General features: G+C 62.6%; 16 protein-coding genes, 1 tRNA gene and 1 other RNA gene. 13 read left to right on the top strand and 5 right to left on the bottom strand.

The window, feature by feature from the left end; all coding sequences use genetic code 11:
* Position 1 precedes the first annotated feature (1 nt).
* The 4 genes from HMPREF2912_RS02320 to HMPREF2912_RS02305 are packed head-to-tail and all read left to right on the top strand — an operon-like array spanning position 2 to position 4,217.
* A complete protein-coding gene (locus HMPREF2912_RS02320; protein WP_070683138.1) occupies positions 2–1,735 on the top strand; it encodes a GAP1-N2 domain-containing protein in 1,734 nt (577 codons plus the stop codon).
* Between the two features lie 18 nt (positions 1,736–1,753).
* The gene (locus tag HMPREF2912_RS02315) at positions 1,754–2,713 is read left to right on the top strand and encodes a hypothetical protein (RefSeq protein ID WP_070533825.1); all 960 of its coding nucleotides are present in this window, start codon (positions 1,754–1,756) and stop codon (positions 2,711–2,713) included.
* Positions 2,713–3,723, top strand: coding sequence for a TRAFAC clade GTPase domain-containing protein (locus tag HMPREF2912_RS02310; protein ID WP_070683137.1), 1,011 nt, complete (start codon positions 2,713–2,715; stop codon positions 3,721–3,723). The genes HMPREF2912_RS02315 and HMPREF2912_RS02310 overlap by 1 nt, the downstream gene beginning before the upstream one ends.
* Positions 3,720–4,217 (top strand): hypothetical protein, encoded by a 498-nt coding sequence (locus HMPREF2912_RS02305; protein WP_070683136.1) that lies wholly within the window; start codon positions 3,720–3,722, stop codon positions 4,215–4,217. The genes HMPREF2912_RS02310 and HMPREF2912_RS02305 overlap by 4 nt, the downstream gene beginning before the upstream one ends.
* 25 nt (positions 4,218–4,242) lie before the next feature.
* Here the strand turns inward: HMPREF2912_RS02305 and HMPREF2912_RS02300 are convergent, their stop codons facing one another.
* On the bottom strand, positions 4,243–5,574 hold the full coding sequence (locus HMPREF2912_RS02300) for a hypothetical protein (protein WP_070683135.1): 1,332 nt from the start codon (positions 5,572–5,574) through the stop codon (positions 4,243–4,245).
* A gap of 58 nt (positions 5,575–5,632) precedes the next feature.
* Between HMPREF2912_RS02300 and gluQRS the strand changes: the two genes are divergently transcribed.
* From gluQRS to HMPREF2912_RS02285, 3 genes are all read left to right on the top strand, one after another.
* A complete protein-coding gene (gluQRS, locus tag HMPREF2912_RS02295) occupies positions 5,633–6,565 on the top strand; it encodes a tRNA glutamyl-Q(34) synthetase GluQRS (protein WP_070683161.1) in 933 nt (310 codons plus the stop codon).
* A gap of 70 nt (positions 6,566–6,635) precedes the next feature.
* Complete coding sequence (locus tag HMPREF2912_RS02290) at positions 6,636–8,207, top strand: cation:proton antiporter (protein WP_070564255.1); 1,572 nt, start codon at positions 6,636–6,638, stop codon at positions 8,205–8,207.
* Positions 8,208–8,255: 48 nt separating this feature from the next.
* Positions 8,256–8,591 carry a hypothetical protein gene (locus HMPREF2912_RS02285; RefSeq protein WP_070564258.1) on the top strand — a complete coding sequence of 112 codons (336 nt, stop codon included), beginning with the start codon at positions 8,256–8,258 and terminating at the stop codon, positions 8,589–8,591.
* Positions 8,592–8,820: 229 nt separating this feature from the next.
* On the opposite strand, the gene HMPREF2912_RS02280 is transcribed toward HMPREF2912_RS02285, so the two are convergent.
* Together HMPREF2912_RS02280 and HMPREF2912_RS02275 are read right to left on the bottom strand one after the other, a co-directional pair.
* Positions 8,821–9,369, bottom strand: a complete 549-nt coding sequence (locus HMPREF2912_RS02280) for a hypothetical protein (RefSeq protein WP_246816450.1) — start codon at positions 9,367–9,369, stop codon at positions 8,821–8,823.
* 122 nt (positions 9,370–9,491) lie between these two features.
* Positions 9,492–9,580 (bottom strand) — tRNA-Ser (locus HMPREF2912_RS02275).
* Between the two features lie 167 nt (positions 9,581–9,747).
* On the opposite strand from HMPREF2912_RS02275, the gene ffs reads away from it, so the two are divergent.
* From ffs to recR, 6 genes are all read left to right on the top strand, one after another.
* Positions 9,748–9,846: signal recognition particle sRNA small type (gene ffs, locus HMPREF2912_RS02270), an RNA gene on the top strand.
* An 81-nt stretch (positions 9,847–9,927) separates the two neighbouring features.
* Positions 9,928–11,199 carry an aspartate aminotransferase type Ic gene (locus HMPREF2912_RS02265; protein ID WP_070564260.1) on the top strand — a complete coding sequence of 424 codons (1,272 nt, stop codon included), beginning with the start codon at positions 9,928–9,930 and terminating at the stop codon, positions 11,197–11,199.
* Positions 11,200–11,284: 85 nt separating this feature from the next.
* A complete protein-coding gene (locus HMPREF2912_RS02260) occupies positions 11,285–11,761 on the top strand; it encodes a suppressor of fused domain protein (RefSeq protein WP_083299199.1) in 477 nt (158 codons plus the stop codon).
* A 32-nt stretch (positions 11,762–11,793) separates the two neighbouring features.
* Entirely contained in the window at positions 11,794–14,298 is a 2,505-nt protein-coding gene (locus HMPREF2912_RS02255) for a DNA polymerase III subunit gamma and tau (RefSeq protein WP_070564266.1), read from the top strand.
* A 57-nt stretch (positions 14,299–14,355) separates the two neighbouring features.
* Positions 14,356–14,736, top strand: a complete 381-nt coding sequence (locus HMPREF2912_RS02250; RefSeq protein ID WP_070524027.1) for a YbaB/EbfC family nucleoid-associated protein — start codon at positions 14,356–14,358, stop codon at positions 14,734–14,736.
* A 114-nt stretch (positions 14,737–14,850) separates the two neighbouring features.
* A complete protein-coding gene (gene recR / locus HMPREF2912_RS02245; protein ID WP_070564269.1) occupies positions 14,851–15,507 on the top strand; it encodes a recombination mediator RecR in 657 nt (218 codons plus the stop codon).
* A gap of 23 nt (positions 15,508–15,530) precedes the next feature.
* Here the strand turns inward: recR and HMPREF2912_RS02240 are convergent, their stop codons facing one another.
* Both HMPREF2912_RS02240 and HMPREF2912_RS02235 read right to left on the bottom strand, forming a co-directional pair.
* Positions 15,531–16,310, bottom strand: a complete 780-nt coding sequence (locus HMPREF2912_RS02240; protein ID WP_070564272.1) for a type 1 glutamine amidotransferase — start codon at positions 16,308–16,310, stop codon at positions 15,531–15,533.
* On the bottom strand, positions 16,303–17,592 hold the full coding sequence (locus HMPREF2912_RS02235) for a Mur ligase family protein (protein ID WP_070564275.1): 1,290 nt from the start codon (positions 17,590–17,592) through the stop codon (positions 16,303–16,305). Before HMPREF2912_RS02235 ends, HMPREF2912_RS02240 begins: the two co-directional genes overlap by 8 nt.
* Between the last annotated feature and the right edge of the window lie 169 nt (positions 17,593–17,761).

The raw sequence follows: 17,761 nt of genomic DNA, 5'->3' as shown, positions 1-17,761 counted from the left end.
TATGGGCGGTGCCTTTAGCTATGCATCTTTTTCCCGCGCCAATGGCCGTGCCGGTGGTTGGGGAGTGGGCCAGAAGGCCGGCGATATTACCCAGGAGGAGCTGGCTGAGCTGGTGTCCTTCGTGCCGACTTCGCTCAACAACGGCACGACGATACCGGATTTCCCTTCTGCCCAGCAGCGCGCGGAGCTGGTCCGCCGCACAGCGGTTTTTGCTCTCACTCCTGAGGCGGAAAAGTGGGTCACTATGGTCTCCGTCCCCGCAGGCCTAGATGCGACAGGCCGCGGCGGAAACGTCTTCACCTACACGTCCATTTCGCGCACGGGCACTCCGCCGGCGCCGGCGACGGTCCTGTTTTCTCCCGATATCCCAGCGCCTTTTTCCATCTACGAGGTGGACAAAGTCCAGATTCCGGCCAAGATCTCGGCGCGCGGTCCGTTGCACTCGGATGTGTTGCTGGAGGAGTTTCTGGATGGCGAATTCCGCTATCCAGAGAAGCTGCCCGCACCGTTTAAGGCGGTAACCCCGAACCCGAACCCCAGCTTCAATCGTGCGTTGGTCACCGCCATGGCGACGGTTTTGAATTCCCGCAATGGCCTGGTGATTCTCGTGGCGCCCGATAATCAGGCGGCGCTGTGGATTGCCGCCACCGCCCGCGAGGTGGGGGAGGATGGTTTCGGGTTCTCCACTTTTGAGAAGGCCGCCGCCATCAACGAGTTTCCGCTGAGTACGTCCACCATGCTCGTGGTACCGCCTAGCGAGAAGCAGCGTCTTAAGGAAACCGCGATCCCCGGCAATCCAGTCGTGTTTGCACTTGATGAGGCCCTGCCCGATGTCAGCGCGTACGAAGCACGTGCTGCGGAAGAAACTGAGGCCGTGGCCCCGGAGTCGCAGCACGAGCAGGCCGAGCAGCGCACGGGTGCAGCACAGGAACCGGAAGAGAGCGCTGCAACAGCCAGCAAGCCTGAGAAGAGTGCAGCACTCAGCTTCGACGACTCCTGGGGCGAAGACCCAGCTGATTTTGGAGCGCCTATCCCAGACGCCTCGCCTTTTGCGGCCCCGGGTCATGGCCCTGCGGGTATTCCGCCGAATCCCCTCGATACCCCCGCGCCGAGTACGTCGCAGGAGAACCCTTTCGCCACGACAGTAGAAACGGCGCCGTCGCCAAGTGCAGAAGCCGCACTAGCAGCTGAAGAAGCACATCCGCAGCCGGCAGCGGCATCGGGTGGCAACGCCAATGTTCCTGGGCTCAGCGCCGAGGAATGGCATAGGCTCAAGGATTTCGATCCGCGCTGGTGGATCGAGCACCTTGATACCAACCGCGGACGCGCCATCCAGTTGGCTTACCTCGACAGAAACTCGTTGGGTGAGGGGCTGGACAAGTTACTGATGTCCGCAATCGTTGCCTCTTGGGTGTTCTATTTCCCGCGGGACTTCAACCTCCTGGCAGAGGATGCGCTGCGGCTCTGGGAGGACCGCGAGCTCGAGCACATCGCGCACCTCACCGCTATGCATTTTGCAGGAACATTCGTGCCGGAGCATTGCGAGCGCTATGCCACGGGGCGCGTCGCCATGGTGCTGGACCGCACGACACAGTTGCTCGCGGAGCGCTCGGCGCGCGCGCAGCAGCAACCCGCCCCATCGCATTTTGCGCAGCATACAGCGTGGCAGCACCGTGGAGCAGCTCACGGAGGACTAGGCGAACACGGTCGAAACATGGGATTCCACGGAAGGTAAGAGAAGGGAAGAAGCGTCATGGCTAAATACACACTGCGGGACGGAGAGTCCCGCCGCATCGGCTCAGACGGCATCCTGCGCGTTGAAGCCTTCGAGATGGGAACTGGCGGCGCCTCGATGGAGCTGGCGATTATGGGAGAAGGCGTTGATGCCGTGCGCGTCCACGACCTCTCCATCATGGTGCACTCCCTGCCTGAGCGCGCCACCATCGTCGTACGCCCCAAGCGGAATGGGACCTTCGGCCTGCGCAGCGAGGTGCGCCTGACGGTAAGCAACGCCGGTGATTCGGTGACGTTCCCGCGCGTGCTTATCGACGCCGCCGAGGACTCCGCCGAACGCCTCGCCGAGGTCACCCCGGAATCTGGGAGCTACCTCTTGGAAGCATTCGGCACGACCGAGGGCGCCGGAATCACAGATTCCGCCCGCGAGGTGCGCTCCAAGATGCGCCGCGCGGAGCTGGACGTCGCTGGCCTCGATGATGTCACCGTGGTCATCGATGGCTCTGCCTCCATGCAGGTCAACGTCACTCCGAAGATCATTGAAGCGGCCGCTAAGTACATCGATGCGCTCTCCGATGCTTTCCGGCACTTCCGCGCCACTGACGGGCAGGACAGCATCGAGACCCATAAGGTGGATGAGCTCACCCGTTTCATCGCGGGTGTGATTGATAGTGGAGCGGAGCGCGTAGGCCAGCGGCCGTGGCGCTTGCCGACTCTCACCTCCACGTCCTCGCTGGTCATCTACGTCACCGATTCTCCCGTGGCCTCCATGCTGGAGACCCAGGTGCCCACCGTTGTGCTCATCACCAGTGCCATCGGCCGCCAGGAGCTCGAGCTCGCGCGCATCAACGGGACTCCGGCTCATGTGGCGTATGCGGTGATCGATGGGGACGTCGTCAAGCAGCTCGAATCCGGCGCCAACACGGAGCTTTCGGAATTGACTGACCGCGTCACCGCCATGCTGAAAGAGAGGAACTAATGAGCCAGGCACGTTGCCCATGGACCTTTAAACCGCTCGAGGACGGTGTGACGGTGAGCCCTTACACCAACCGAGAGCTGCCGCAGGGATGGACCGACGCCGTGACACATTGCGTGGCCATGGCCGGTGCGCGTAACTCCGGTAAGTCGCTCTACACCGCGGTGATGATCAAGCAGCTCAAGCAGCTGGCGCACAAGCACAACCGCTCCGTGCAAGCGGCGGATGAATCCACGCGCGAGCGCTACGCCGAGGTTTATGAAAAGCCGCTCTTTGAGGAGATGCGGGCCATGGACCCCACACCAAGTGCGGTGGCTACCGACGCCTACCAGCGCGATCCGCTGATTTTTGAGCTCGGCAAGTGGCCGGATGGGCAGGGATACGAGCGCATGAATTACTTGGTCTTCCGCGACGTTGCGGGCGAGGACTTGGAGAACCCGCCGGAGAACGAAGCCGACCGCGAAAATCTTGCGTTCTTCTCCCATGCGGATTTGGTGATCTTCCTCTTTGACCCGCTGCGCGTGCAGCAGATTCAGGACTTTATCCACGGGCTGATCCCCAATATTGGTGAGCTCGGTGCGGATTCCTTGCGGGTCCTGGATAACCTGCTGGCGTTGCTCGACACGGATACTCCGCCGCCGCTGGCCGTGACCATCTCGAAGTTCGACACAGTGCAGAAGCTGGAACAAGTTGATGACGTGCGCTGGAAGAAGCTCATGGCCAACCGCGGCTCCGCCTTCCGCCGGGATACCGGGTGGAATTTCCGCGATTCGGACCGCTGGATGGTTCACCTCGAAGCCGAATCGTTGTTGCGCTTCTTGGGTGCCAACGACCTCATCAACAAGATCTATTCGGCAGCGCCGAGTGGCGGTAGTTTCTTCGTGACCTCCGCGTTGGGTGAGGCCCCGACGGGCCGCCAGCTAGCCCGCAGCGGCATTGCGCCCTATCGCGTGCTGGATCCCATTCGCTGGTTGCTGAGTCAACGCGGCGTCTTTGCTGAGGATGTGTCATGACCTTCGGCAACCCGCAGTCCCCAGGAACCCCACAGCCGGGCTCGCCTGCCGCACCCGCGCCGGACTATCGCTATGGGCAGGTCAGCGACACCGTCCGCCAGGCCCGCCGCGCGGCCGATATGAAGGCGCAATGGGCACCGTGGCCGTTGAAGATCGCAGCGGTGCTGGAGGTCTTCATCACGAGCTACACCGTCTACAACATCTGCCGGCTCATTGCCTTTGAGAACAGCCCGGCGGCGGTAACCCGCACGGACCAGCTTTCCACCGAGCTGGGAGTAGTGCTCGGCGCGCTGGTTCTCTTGGTGTGTGCCCTCACCACTTATGTGCTGCATGCGCAGCAATCCGCGCGGATTGCGTTGACCGTTATCAGCGCCATCGTGGTGCTGCTCATCCCGGCAAGTTCGGTCATGCCCGCGTCGATCGCTTCGGCGGTGGTCATTGTGCTGCTGTGGCTGCCGGCGAACCGGCAGTGGTTCGGCGGCCAGGCGCGATGAGGCTAGGCCTCGTGCATCTCGGGGCCTAGGCCTTCTTGCGTAGCTCCTCGAGCGCGCGGACATTGTGGGCCTTTTCAAACAGGTTGTACGCCAAGAAGTACATGCTGCGAGCGAGGTCGGCCTTGCCGGTGGAGGCGTGGCGATCACCTAGGAGCTCGGCGACTTCCGCGAGAGCGTTGTGCTCCGAAGGCGTCGTGGCCTCGGTATCAGGGTGCCGGTCTAAGAAATTGAGCAGAACCTGGGTGGATTTATACATGTCCTGCGCCTGCAAAAGCAGGCTTTCAGAATAAAGGACGGTCCACTTAGCGGACACGGGCAGGCTCTGGAGCTTGAGTGAATCCACGTAGCGTGAGGCCAGGATGTCATAGGCTTCCTCAGGGGCGCGGTGTTGCACGTCGAGGGTCACGGTCTTGAGGATCGAGCGTAGCTCGCCGTCGAGGTCCCCGTAGCGTTGAAACTCGCGGGCAGCAGCGGCGAAGCAGGCCACGCGCTGCTCCATATCCGCAGCGGAGTACTGTGCAGCATCGCTGTAAAAGCGGGCCAGCATCGGTGCCGGGAGCTGCTGGTATTCCTCATCCGCGCGCGCGTTGGACAGGATGGTGAAGGATTGCGCAGCAACGCGCTCGCAGTCGGCGGCAGAGCCGGATGCCCACAGCGCGCCCACGGCGGATTCGAGGATGGTACGGAGGATATCCCCCATCGTGGCCCCTGCGCCGTCGAATTCTCCTGCGGTCACGGCGTCGTTGATAGCCACGAATTCAGCAGCGTGTGCTTTCGCTTCGCCGCTCTTGGCGGATTCTAGGCGCTCTTGGAGCTCGGCCAGCGAGACGTTGTTGCCGAAGCTCGAGGATGGGCTATTGGCGTCGGCTGAAGCATCCACGCTGGCGGGGGCGGACTCGGAGAAGTCCTTGTGGCTTGCTGCGATGCGGGCGGAGGAAATCTCATTCAGCGCCGTGTCATCGCCAGCTGCGGCTGCCTTGGCGGCGAACTTCTCTGCTTCCTCGGTGTCGTTGTGATCCATCCATGCGCGGGCGACGCGAGTATAGCCTGCGGCCACCAGCGATGGCTGTCCGGTCAGCGCGCCGAGTGCGGCAATGGTGAAGGAATCGTCGACGTTCTTGATGGTGCCGGCGGCCACGCGGAGGGTCTCCCGGGCCTCCAAGTAGAGGGCGGCGGGAACGGCATCTTCCAGGCTGCCTAGGAAAGTATCATCTGCGAGTACTCGGCTAATCTGCTCGTCAATGTGGGCGGACTCATCGGTGGGAAGAGAAAGCCCGGGAGCCTGGGCGCGCGCATAGGCGAGCATTTTTTCGGCGTCGGCAGAATCAAGCAGGGGATACGTCGCATCAGAAGCCATGGGGGAGAGTCTAGTAGAGGACTCCGGTGCGCGCGGGGCTCCTCGTAGACTGGTGGCCATGGATTCTCTTAGCCCCGCCGGACGTTACGCCCCGAGCCCGTCCGGCGATCTTCACCTGGGTAACCTGCGTACGGCGTTGTTGGCCTGGCTCTACGCCCGGAGTAGCGGGCGCCGCTTCCTTGTGCGCGTGGAGGACATTGACACGCAGCGCTCCTCGCGGGAGGCGGCGCAGCGCCAGCTGGAGGACCTCGCCGCGCTCGGCCTGGACTGGGACGGGGAAGTCATCTACCAGCAGGATCGCTACGCGGCTTATGAGGAGGCCTTGGCGCAGCTTCCTACCTACGAGTGCTATTGCTCGCGCAAAGATATCCAGGAAGCCTCCCGCGCGCCGCATGCCATCCCTGGGCAGTACCCGGGGACGTGCCGCGAGCTTAGCGACGATCAGCGGGCCGCCAAACGCGCCGAACTCGCCGCCCAAAACCGCGTGCCAGCCATACGCCTGCGTGCCGACGCTTCCTCCTTCACCATCCACGACGACCTCGCCGGCGAGTACACCGGGGAGGTGGATGACTTCATCCTGCGCCGCGGCGGCCAGCCCCCGGCGGATCCGAACCAGGGCATGGACTGGGCCTATAACCTGGCGGTTGTTGTCGACGATGCCTTCCAAGGCGTCGATCAGATCGTGCGCGGCGATGATCTCCTGTCTTCTGCCCCGCGTCAGGCATACTTGGCGCACAAGCTGGGCTATCCGGAGCCGGAGTTCGTTCACGTGCCGCTCGTGCTCAACGCTGAGGGTGTGCGTTTGTCCAAGCGCGATGGGGCGGTGACCCTGCGTCAGCTGGTTGAGGGGCACGGTAGGGATGCGGGGGACGTCGTCAAGCTCTTGGCCCAATCCATAGGGTATGAGGCCTCTTCCGTGCAGGAGCTGTGCGAACAGTTTCAGCCGGAGAAGCTATCGCGGGAGGCCTTCGTCTGGGATGGCGCTGTGTAGCATCTCTCCCTCGCCGGCCGCACAACGGTAGTCTGAGAACAGAAAAACTTAAACGGGGAAAGAAGCGCGTATGGAAGTTTTATTTGTCCTTATTGGCCTGATGCTGTTGACCGTCATTGTCATGGCGGTGGGGGACAAGATCGGGCTTCCCTGGCCAGCGCTTCTGACCATCCTCACGGCGGTGGCGGTTTCGGTATACGCCACTTTTTCGAATGGCACATTCGAGTTCGCCGTACCCGCCGACCTCATTCTTCCGATCTTCTTGCCGCCATTGCTGTGGGCGCTGGCAAGGAGGACATCGTGGGGTGTTATTCGTGAGCAGTGGATGACCATCCTGGCTCTGTCCGTGCTGCTTGTGGTGGCTACGACCCTTGCGGTGGGATTCACCGCTCGCGCATTCATGCCAGGCTTGGGGCTAGCTGCCGCCATCCTTATCGGCGCCGCGATTGCCCCGCCGGATCCGGTGGCCGTCGAGGCCGTGGCAGAACCTGCCGGTATCCCACGGCGCATCATTTCCGTGCTGCAGATCGAAGGCCTGTTTAATGATGCCGCGTCTATTGTGGCCTTCCACCTCGCCCTGGAAGCCGTGACGAGTTCGGGTGAGATGCACGCCGGGGAAGCGGTGACGCGTTTCCTCTACTCCGCGGCTGTAGCCGCCATCCTCGGGCTCGTCGTGGGGCGCGTGTCTTCGTGGTTCGTCGGCGCGGTTCACGAGGTTGTCGCTCGCAACGCCTTGACGTGGGTGATTCCTTTTGCCGTGTATATCGCTGCGGAGGAGCTCGGCGCCTCCGGTGTCATCGCGGTGGTGATTGCCGCGGTGGAACTGCACTCCCGCGCACCGATTCAGGCGGAGGACCGCCTCTCCGGCCAGTCATTCTGGGAGACCGTCGAGCTACTTTTCACGGGTGTGGCTTTCGGCCTCATTGGCTTGACCGTGTTCAGTGCCATCGACGCTGCGGGCGCGGACCTCTGGCATGCGGTCATCATCGGCGTCATCCTGTCCGTTGTTGCTTTCCTCGTGCGCTTGGTGTGGATGTACGCCTTCTATCTCATTAATAGGCGCCGCGGGAAGCCACGCCTGGCGCCGCTGCGCCTGCAAGAAGTGCTGCTTATGACGTGGTCCGGCATGCGCGGTTTGGTGACTCTTGCGCTGGTTCTGTCTGTTCCGAGTGGTTTGAGCTTCTACAATGAGTTGACCGTTATCGCCCTCGTAGTGCTGCTCATGACCATGGTGATTCCCGGCCTGTTGCTGCCGTGGCTTATGCGTCAGCTCGACCTCACCACGTATTCGCAGGCAGCCACGGATAAGATGCGCGCGACCATTACCTCCCGCGCGCGTAAAGCCGGTATCGCTGCGATGCGCGCGAAGTATGAGGAACTGGACCCCGACACTGCGGCAAATATTGCCCAATGGTTTGAGGACCGCCTCGGCGAAGACGAGGATGGTGAGGACGCTACAACTCGTCTGCGCATGGCCATCGAGGCCCGTGAGGTGGCCCTCGCGGCACGGCGAACAGCCCTCGCCGGCGCCCAGCAAGAGTTGCTGCGCCTGCGCCGCGATAGGGAATTCAACCCGATGATTGTGGACGAAGTGCTTGCCGACGTCGACCGGATGTCCCTCGGCGCAAAGAAACACAGTTGAGGGGAGTGCTGATCCGTGACTAAGAATGAGGGCGAGAGGAGCGAATCAATGGACGCCTATGAGTACGCCCAGCTGGAAGACGGCCTGGATTACCTCTACGACTTCTTCGACGCTGACTTGGAGGAGCGCGTGCGCGCCGGGCGTGAGCTGCTGCCAGAAGGCATGGAAGACATTTTGGGCGACCACACCCTGGAAGACTACGTCTGGCTGTGGATCAAAGAACCTGGCCCCCGCGGCTTCCGTCAGTTCTTGCGCGATGGCGGCTATGGCGAGGCCGAGGTGAAAGAGGCTTTCCTGCTCGCCCGCACGGAATGGGGCATGAACACCCCGCCGCACGTGGAGTGGCTCAAGGAAGACGGTTTCGCGGCCCCCGAGTTCGATTAGGGGCGGTTGACCATGGGCGTTCGGTGGGGTGCCCAGCTCGAGTGCCCAGCCGCAAAGGAACCAAAGCACTGACACCTTATGCAAAGCTCCGCATGCAATCACCTGGGGTTTTCCAGCCTGGGCCCCGCAAATGGTGCCTTTACTTTGGTTCCTTTGCCCGAGTGTTTGGGCCAGAAACTGGGCGCGCTGGCGCGTCACGTAGTTAGACGCACTATCGAAACTGTAGGTCCTAAGCGCCCGGCAGTATCTGCTTTGCCACCGACAGGGCCTTTGGGGCGTTCTTTGTTATGGCCTTCCGGGCATCAGGGCTTATAGCTGCAACTGCGACCAGAGCAACGCCGGCAGCAATTGCCCCAAGAGTTTCCTTGTTGAGCTTGAGGGCTTCTAGATTGAACCGTTTGTTGTTTATATCGTGTTCGAAAAGCTTGTTGTCATACCGTTCAAGGCGGTCGAGAGCATCTCGTCTCGCATCTTCACTCGCATTTGGATCTTGTGCAATTTGTGCAAGGAGCCTTTTCGTGAAAGCAATACTGGAGTAAAAGTTGTCTGAGCTTTTCTCGTTACTTGTGGCTGCATTCTGGACGGAGTTGTCCATTGCTTGTGCAAGAGATGCCATCGTATTGGGTGCGGTTGAGAGTAGCGCGGAAAGCACTCCGGAACTAATTTGTCCCTTTTGGATTAGTTGGACAAGAGTTAAAACCTTTTCGCTGCTCATCTGGCGTAAGTCGTCGACCTTTAACGCCTTCTTTAAATCGTCAACCGATTCTATCTGCTCCATATTGATTCCCTAGTTGAGACGCGGTACCTGGTCATTAAGGCATTAACTCCGAAGGGTACCGGCCTCTAGCTTCGAGATAAAGAAGAAGTCCCCTGGATGTCATCATCCAGGGGACTTCCCAATGGCGGAGGATAGGGGATTTGAACCCCTGAGGGATGTGACTCCCGCACGCGTTCCAGGCGTGTGACATAGGCCGCTAGTCGAATCCTCCGCTGGAAAACATTACATGAGCCCCCTAATGAAGCAAAATCGCCAGGTCAGGGCGAAAAACTTAAGAATTTAGTGGCTTGAGGTGGGGAGTGCGCTTGGAAGAGGAGTGGGGAGTTGGGTGGCGGGGGAGCGGTTTGGCGTCGACAAGCAAGGCGCGCTAGGCTAGACCGCAGGATTCCGCGTGGCGTCCATCCTCTGAACTCCCCCAGGGCAGGAATGCAGCAAGGGTCAGGAGGCTCTGGCGGGTGCGCGGGGTCCCCTTTTTGTATGTATGCCTTCACACGGGGGATGTGACGGGGCGTTAGTATGGTTGCCATATGCCCGCACTACGTCCCGGAAGGAAGACGGATGTCTCTTCTTAATCTTGAAAAGTCCGAGCTTGATGAGCTTGCCGCGCAGGTGCGCAAGGACTACGAGGCCCTCAAGGCTGAGGGGTTGGATCTTGACTTGACCCGCGGTAAGCCGTCCAAGGCACAGCTGGATCTGTCTAATGACCTGCTCGTCCTGCCGGGCCGTGGTCACTACACCGATGCCGCAGGCAATGACCTGCGCAACTACGGCAACCAGAAGGGCATCAAGGAGCTGCGCGATCTCTGGGGCAAGCTCACCAACATGGACCCAGAGCTCCTCGTCGCAGCGGACTCTTCCTCCCTGAACATCATGTATGACCTCATCCTGTGGGCCTACACCTTTGGCACCAACAGCTCTGAGAAGCCGTGGTCCAAGGAAGAGACCATCAAGTGGCTGTGCCCCACCCCGGGTTATGACCGCCATTTTGCCATCACGGAGTCCTTCGGCTTCGAGCTGGTTACGGTACCGATGGAAGAAGATGGCCCGGACATCGAAGCAGTGGAGGAACTGGCCAAGGACCCGCAGGTTAAGGGCATGTGGGTTGTGCCGATGTTCTCCAACCCCACGGGTGCCGTCATCTCGGAAGAGAAGACTCGCCGCCTTGCTGCGATGGAGACCGGCGCACCGGACTTCCGCATCGTGTGGGACAACGCTTATGCCGTGCACACGCTGACCGAGGACTTCCCGGAGGTTCTGCCGATTCTGGAGATTGCGGAACAGGAAGGAAACCCGGACCGCTTCTGGGCTATGTCCTCGTCGTCGAAGATCACCTTCGCTGGCTCCGGAGTGAGCTTCTTCGGTTCCTCCGAAGACAACCTCGAGTGGTACCTGGAGCACGCCGGTATCCGCGGCATTGGCCCGAACAAGATCAACCAGCTTGCGCACTACGAGTTCTTCGGTTCCGCCGAGGGCGTGCGCGCGGTTATGCGCCGCCACGCTGCGCTGCTGGCGCCGAAGTTCGAGGCGGTTCTTCGCATCCTGGATAAGAACCTCACCCACCATGAGATTGCGGACTGGACCCACCCCAAGGGCGGCTACTTCATCTCCCTCAACGTGATGGAGGGCACCGCCACCCGCGTGTGGGAGCTGGCCCGTGACGCCGGCATTCTCCTGACCCAGGCTGGTTCGGCGTACCCATACGGCGAGGACGCCAAGGACCACAACATTCGCTTGGCGCCGTCCCTGCCGCCGCAGGAAGAGGTCGAGGCAGCGATGGATGGCGTGGCCACCTGTGTGCTGCTAGCCGCACTAGAGAAGCTGGGGGCATAAGGCAATCAACTCCGACGAGACGGCCTACTGGCTCGACCAGATCATCCCGGCTGACCTCGAGTTCAGAAACGTCGAGGGGCAGCGTTTGGGCTTAGCCTCGCTGGAGGGTAAGCAGTCCCTCGCGGTTACGTGTGGCTTCGCTGATGTCGATACCGGGCTGGCGCATGCCGAGCAGGGGATCGATGTGCGCTGCGAACTGCTTACCGTTGCACGCACCGGCCAACCAGAGGTTGCCGCTGCGGTGAGCGCGGCAGCGGCATTGCTCACAGAAGCCGCAGGGCTGCTTCCCGCGCAGCCGGGCTTACTCTTGCCCAAGCTTTTTGCGGAGGATGACGAGTGCTTCGCTCACTTGAGCGTGCGCCATGGCATGCTCATCGCCCCATACTTGTGGGGTGGACAGACCCCGCAGCTAGCGGAGAAGGAGCGCCTGACGCTGGTGTGCCAATTGCTAATGCTAAGCGACGCCGAGTATGCCTACGCCGTCGAGGAAGGCGTGCCGGCGCTACAACAAGCGGTGGCTGAACAAGGCATCGATCTGCTGGATTGGAAGCGCTCAGAGTGACGTGTCGGGTTGAGACGCTACACTGACTAACCGTGGCTCTTTACCGGAAATATCGTCCAGCAACCTTCGCGGAAGTGGTAGGCCAAGAGCAGGTCACCACGCCTTTGTCCGCCGCCCTCGATGCGGGGCGCATCAACCATGCGTACCTCTTTTCCGGCCCGCGTGGCTGCGGAAAGACGTCGTCGGCGCGCATCATGGCCCGCTCGCTGAATTGTGAGCAGGGGCCAACCTCAACGCCGTGCGGTGTGTGCGATTCGTGCGTCTCGCTGGCCCCGGGCGGCCCGGGAAACCTCGATGTCACGGAGCTCGACGCCGCTTCCCACAACGGTGTGGAGGATATGCGCGAGTTGCGTGATCGCGCCTACTACGCGCCGGCAGAGTCGCGCTACCGCATCTTCATCATCGATGAGGCCCACATGATTTCTGCCTCCGGTGCGAATGCCTTGCTCAAGGTTGTCGAGGAACCACCGGAGCACGTCATCTTCATCTTCGCCACGACGGAGCCGGAGAAGATCATCGGCACCATCCGTTCGCGTACCCACCACTACCCCTTCCGCCTGCTGACCCCGCCGGCGATGAAGGGGCTGCTGGAGCGCACCGTGGCCTCGGAGAACGTCCACGTGGATGACACCGTGTACCCCATGGTCATCCAGGCCGGCGGCGGTTCGCCGCGTGACACGTTGTCCATCCTGGACCAGCTGTTGGCGGGTGCCGGGCCCGATGGCTTGACCTACGAGGTAGCCCGCCCGCTTCTGGGTGTTACGGACGTGGGGTTGCTGGATAACACGGTGGATGCCCTGGCTAACCAGGACAAGGCGGGGCTTTTCCGGCTTGTCGACGATGTCATTGAAGCCGGCCACGAACCTCGCCGCTTTGCCATCGACCTGTTGGATCGCTTGCGGGATCTGATGATCCTGCAAGCCGTGCCCTCAGCATTGGAGGAAGGTCTGGTCTCGGCGCCGACTGATCGCGGGGAAGTCCTTACCGCCCAAGCGCAGCGTTTCTCCGGACCGCAGCTGGCCTACTTGGCGGAAACCGTCAACGAGCGCGTGTCCTCCCTGCGGGGTGCAACGTCCCCGCGCCTACTTCTAGAAATCCTCTGTGCCCACTTGATCGTTGGCTCCGCCCCCGCTGCGGCAGCTGCCGGTCAGGTACCCAGTTCCTTGCCGCAAGGTGCGGGGGCACAGCCTTCCGCACCCGCTGTGCAGGGCTCCGCGCCTGCGCAGCGCCAGCCATCTGCGGTCGCTAGCGCGCAGGATCCCGCTGCCGCCGCCGCGGCTATCATCGCGCAGCGTCGCAGCCGTCAGGCGGCGAAGCAGGAGGCCCAGCAACAGCAACCACAGCAGGCCGAGCGGCCCCAAGAACCAGCCCAGCCTCAAGAGGCGCAGCAACAGGCGCCGCAGCAACAGGAGGCTCAGGAGCAGCAACCTTCAGCCCCCGAGGCCTCGCAGACTCAGGCGCCGGAGCGTCCTGCACAACCGGAAGTGCAGCCTGAGCCGCAGCAGGAGCAGCCGGAACAGCCGCAGCCATCGGAACAGCCTGAACAACAGGAACAGCAACCTGAGCCTGAGCAGCCCCAGGACCTCGCCGCGGAGATTCGCGGGCGATGGTCTGATCTGCGCGCCACGATTGGGCGGCGTAATAAGGTCGCTGAAATCATGCTCGCCGAAGCCCGTGTCCTCGGCGTGCGGGATGAGACTCTCGTCCTTGGACACACCACGGGCGCGTTGGCTGAACGCATCAATTCACCAGGCACCAATGAGGTCATCGTGACTGTCCTCAAGGAAGAGCTCAGCCGAGAACTGAAGGTCACGTGTGTTATCGGTACCGACCCGAAGGCGCACGGTTTCACGGTGCCAGAGCCCACCCAGCGCACCCAGTGGAATCCCAACCAACCGCAACGTGAGGCCGCTGAGCCCGACGAGGAGGCAGAGAGTCCGGCAGCGGAGGAACCCAGCAACGCTAGTGATGATCCGTGGGGCGCGCCGCGCCAAATCGGGCAGCAGGCTCCGTCGTCTGAAACGACGAGGGAACAACCTCAGCCCCAGCACGGTGTGCGCGAGAAGGCAGACTCGCGCCCGCCGGTCGAACCGCAGCGGTCGGAGGCCGCCCCGCGCGGGGCGGCGGTGCCCCCAAAGAGGGAGGCCCGTGGCAGCCAATGGCGATCACGCATCGCTCAGGCGACTCAGGTCGCGGCCCAACGCGATGAAGAGTTTTCCAAGGTTCCCAAGTTTGGCAACGGCGTTCCGCTGCCGCCGGAGCCGGGCCCGGACGAGGGCGAGTTCGAGGCCCCACCGGAGGAGTACGGTCCGCCGGCGGGGGCGAATGGATCGTCGGAAAGCGCAGGCCACACGTCTGTTTCGCCGCAGCAGTCAGCGCCCCAGCATGCGCCCGCACCGCAGCCGGAGTACACCCGCGCGGATGAGGAACGCGAGATGATGGAGGCCGCGCAGAGCGCCGGAGAGATGGACCACCGCAACGCCACGGAGGTCGCCATGGAGCTCCTCGCGCAGGAGTTGGGAGCGCGGCGGCTGTAGCGCGGCATCTGTACACTTGGCGCGTAGTGAAAATAACCGCACGAAAGGACTTTTAGCATGACCGAGAACGATCCGATGCAGCAGGCAAATGACATGAACGAGATCCTGGCGCAGGCCGCTCGCGTCCAGGCTGAACTAGAAAAGGCGCAGAAGGAAATCCTGGCCGCCACCGTCGAAGGCAGCGCAGGCAATGGCCTGGTGAAGGTCACCATGACCGGTGGCGCTGAGCTGCAGAGCATTTCCATTGATAAGTCCGTGGTGGACCCGGAGGACATCGATACCCTCCAGGACCTCATCGTCGGCGCCTTCAAGGAGGCCCACGCCGCTGCTGGCCGCCTGGCGCAGGAGAAGATCGGCCCGCTGTCCCAGGGCATGGGTCAGTCCCAGCAGAACTATGATGGTCCGTCCATCCAGGATGTCTTCGGCGGCAACCAGTAAGCCGCGCGTTAGACTTAAAGGCCGTTGTTGCTCTCTTCGCGGAGGGCGGCGCGGCCTTTTGTTGTGTCTCCAGCCGTCAAGGGTGTGGGGATTGTTGAGTGAGGGGAGCATTGCGTGTTTGAAGGACCACTGCAGGATCTCATCGATGAGTTCTCGCGCCTGCCGGGTATTGGCCCGAAGTCAGCGCAACGCATCGCCTTCCACGTTCTGCATCAAGACCCGGAGGAGATCGATCGCCTCCAGAAGGCACTGGGAGCGGTGCGTGATGGTGTGACTTTCTGCCGCATCTGCTGCAATATTTCCCGCGAGGAAGTCTGCCGCATTTGTGTGAACTCGCAGCGCGATGCCTCTACCATCTGCGTGGTGGAAGAACCCAAGGACATCCAGGTCATCGAGCGCACCGGCGAGTATAACGGCCGCTACCACGTACTGGGCGGCGCGCTCGACCCGCTGGCCAACGTGGGCCCGAAAGACCTCAACATCTCGCAACTGCTGCAGCGCCTCGGCGGCGTACTACCGGACCGAGAGCTTGCGGATTCCACCCCGGAGGTGCCGCTTTACGACGACTCCCCGGACATCACCGAAGTCATCCTCGCCACCGATCCCAACACCGAAGGCGAGGCTACCGCGGCCTACCTCGTGCGCCTGCTACGAGACTTCCCGGGACTGAAGATCACGCGCCTGGCCTCCGGCATGCCGCTGGGAGGCGACCTTGAGTTCGTCGATGAGCTGACGCTCTCGCGTGCGTTGAGCGGCCGCCTGACGGTCTAGCGGCGCGGTGCCTCCGAGCGCCCCTAGCGCTGCGAGCGCGGCGGCTCCGAGGCGTTAAAGCGCTCGGTGCGTAGCTGGTCAATGGCGGGGATGTTCAAGGGCTCGAGTTCGCTGAGTGCGATTCCCATGGCCTTGGCCAGCAACAGGTCCGCCAGCTGCGGGTTGCGCGCCAAGACCGGACCGTGCATGTAGGTGGCGATGACGCTGCCCTGCACCGCGCCCTCGGCGCCGCGCTGGACGGCCCTGTCGGAGAGATCCAGGATGGCAGCGGTATCCGCATTGCCGGTTCCGCGTGTGAGCGTTCCCAGCGGCTGGGCGGCAGGCCCCAGGATGGTGGCACCCATGTGGTTTTCAAAACCGGTGAGAGGCTCGGTGAGCTCAGCGGTGATGCCGGCCTTGGTGGGTTCGGTGGCTACCTCGCCGATGGCGCGCTCGGCCATGGAGGCAGTGGTGGCGTCGATAAGCCCCACGCCATCCACCACGCGGCCAGAAGCACGGAAGGATTCGCCGAGTACCTGCAGGCCCGCGCAAATTGCCAGAATCGGGCGACCTGCGGAGGCAGCGCGGGTGAGGCCACCGTCAGCGATGAGGTGCTCCGCCGCGAGAATCTGCGCGGTGTCCTCGCCGCCGCCGAGGGTGTAGACATCAAAGGATTCCGGCACCGGCTCACCCAGCTTGATGGGGACAATCTCCGCCTCGTGGCCGCGCATGCGGGCGCGCTGGCGCAGGACTAGGGCGTTGCCGTCATCGCCGTAGGTGCCCAGGATGTCCGGGAGGATGAGGCCAATCTGCAGGCTAGTCATTCGAGTGCTCCTTTGCTGCTGCGGCGGTGAGTGCCTTCTTCAGATCGCGGAAGGCAGTGTAGTTGGCCAAAACCTCGATGCGGCCTTCCGGACAGGATTGAATAGCGGCGAGTGGGTCCGCAATGAGCTCGTGCGAGATATCCGCGTAGACCAAACGCACTGCTAGATCCGTGCCGCGCTCGCCGGCTGCCTTGACGGGGATGCCTTCGAAATCCTCGAAGCGTACGTCCCAGAGCCAGGACATATCGATACCGTCGGCCACGTGGCCGTTAGTGGCGATGACCAAGCCATCGGCGTCACGGTCCACCATGGACAGCGCCTCCTGCCAGCCGGCCGGATTCTTGGCCAGCAGCAGGCGGATTTCGCGCTTGCCCAGCGTGATGGTGGAGTAGCGTCCGGCCACATCAACGACGCCTTCGGCAGCGGCGATAGCCTTGTGGCGGTCCACGCCGAAGGCCTCCACGGCAGCGGCGACGGCCTGGGCGGCGTTACCGCGGTTGGCCCGTCCCGGTAGAGCAAGCTTGAGCTTGTCGACGCCCCCCGGGCTCACAATGCCCTCCTCCGTCACCGCCCAGGTGGGGGTGGGGCGGCGGAACTCGCGGCCGTCGGCAAGCGGCTTGACCGCGCGCCAGTCCTCACCGTCACGCACGATGTGGCCGCCGGTGCGCGGACAGGTGACGGATTCGCCCATCCAGCCGGCACCCGCGGACACCCAAATGACATTCTTTGCGTCATAGGCCACGGAGGTCATGAGGACGTCATCACAGTTGGCGATGACGAGCATGTCCGGGTGGGCCTCGACGGCGCCTCGCAGGGCGCGCTCAATCTTGTTGATCTCACCGACGCGATCCAGCTGGTCGCGGGAGAGATTCAGCAGCACGAGCGCTGTGGGGTTGAGGTTATCCGCAACGTGGGGGACATGGAGCTCGTCTACTTCTAAGACAAGATGGCTTGCATCCTTGCCAGCTAAGAGCGCGGAGATGATTCCCGCATCCATGTTGTCGCCGCCATCGTTGGTGGCCACGGTGTGCGTAGTGCGCACGGCTGCGGCGAGCATCCGCGTGGTCGTGGACTTGCCGTTGGTTCCGGTGACCAAGACGGCTGGGCGCTGCTTGGCCAGGTTTTGCATGATAGTGGGGTCAATGGCGTTAGCGATGAGCCCGCCGATCATGCCGCCCGCACCGCGGCCCGTGGCGCGCGAGGCGGTGGTGGCCAACGCCGCGGCGGAGGTTGCAACCGCGGTGCGCGCGGAAGAAAACGCGCTTCGGAAGTTAAAATTCATGCTCCCCAGAGTAGTCGGGGGACGCTAGCTATCGGTGTTGTGGGAGCGGTTGTGTCCCGAGTTTTGCTGGTTCTGCTGGCTACCGTTGCTGCGACGGCCGCGTCCGCCGCGGCGGCGACGCCGGCGCCCTTTGTTGCCGCCCTTATTCCGGTTGTTCGAGTTGGAGTCC

This window comes from Corynebacterium sp. HMSC056E09 (genome assembly GCF_001813425.1).
In the GTDB taxonomy this organism is placed as follows: Bacteria; Actinomycetota; Actinomycetes; order Mycobacteriales; family Mycobacteriaceae; genus Corynebacterium; species Corynebacterium hesseae.
This window is presented reverse-complemented; position numbering and strand designations above follow the sequence as displayed.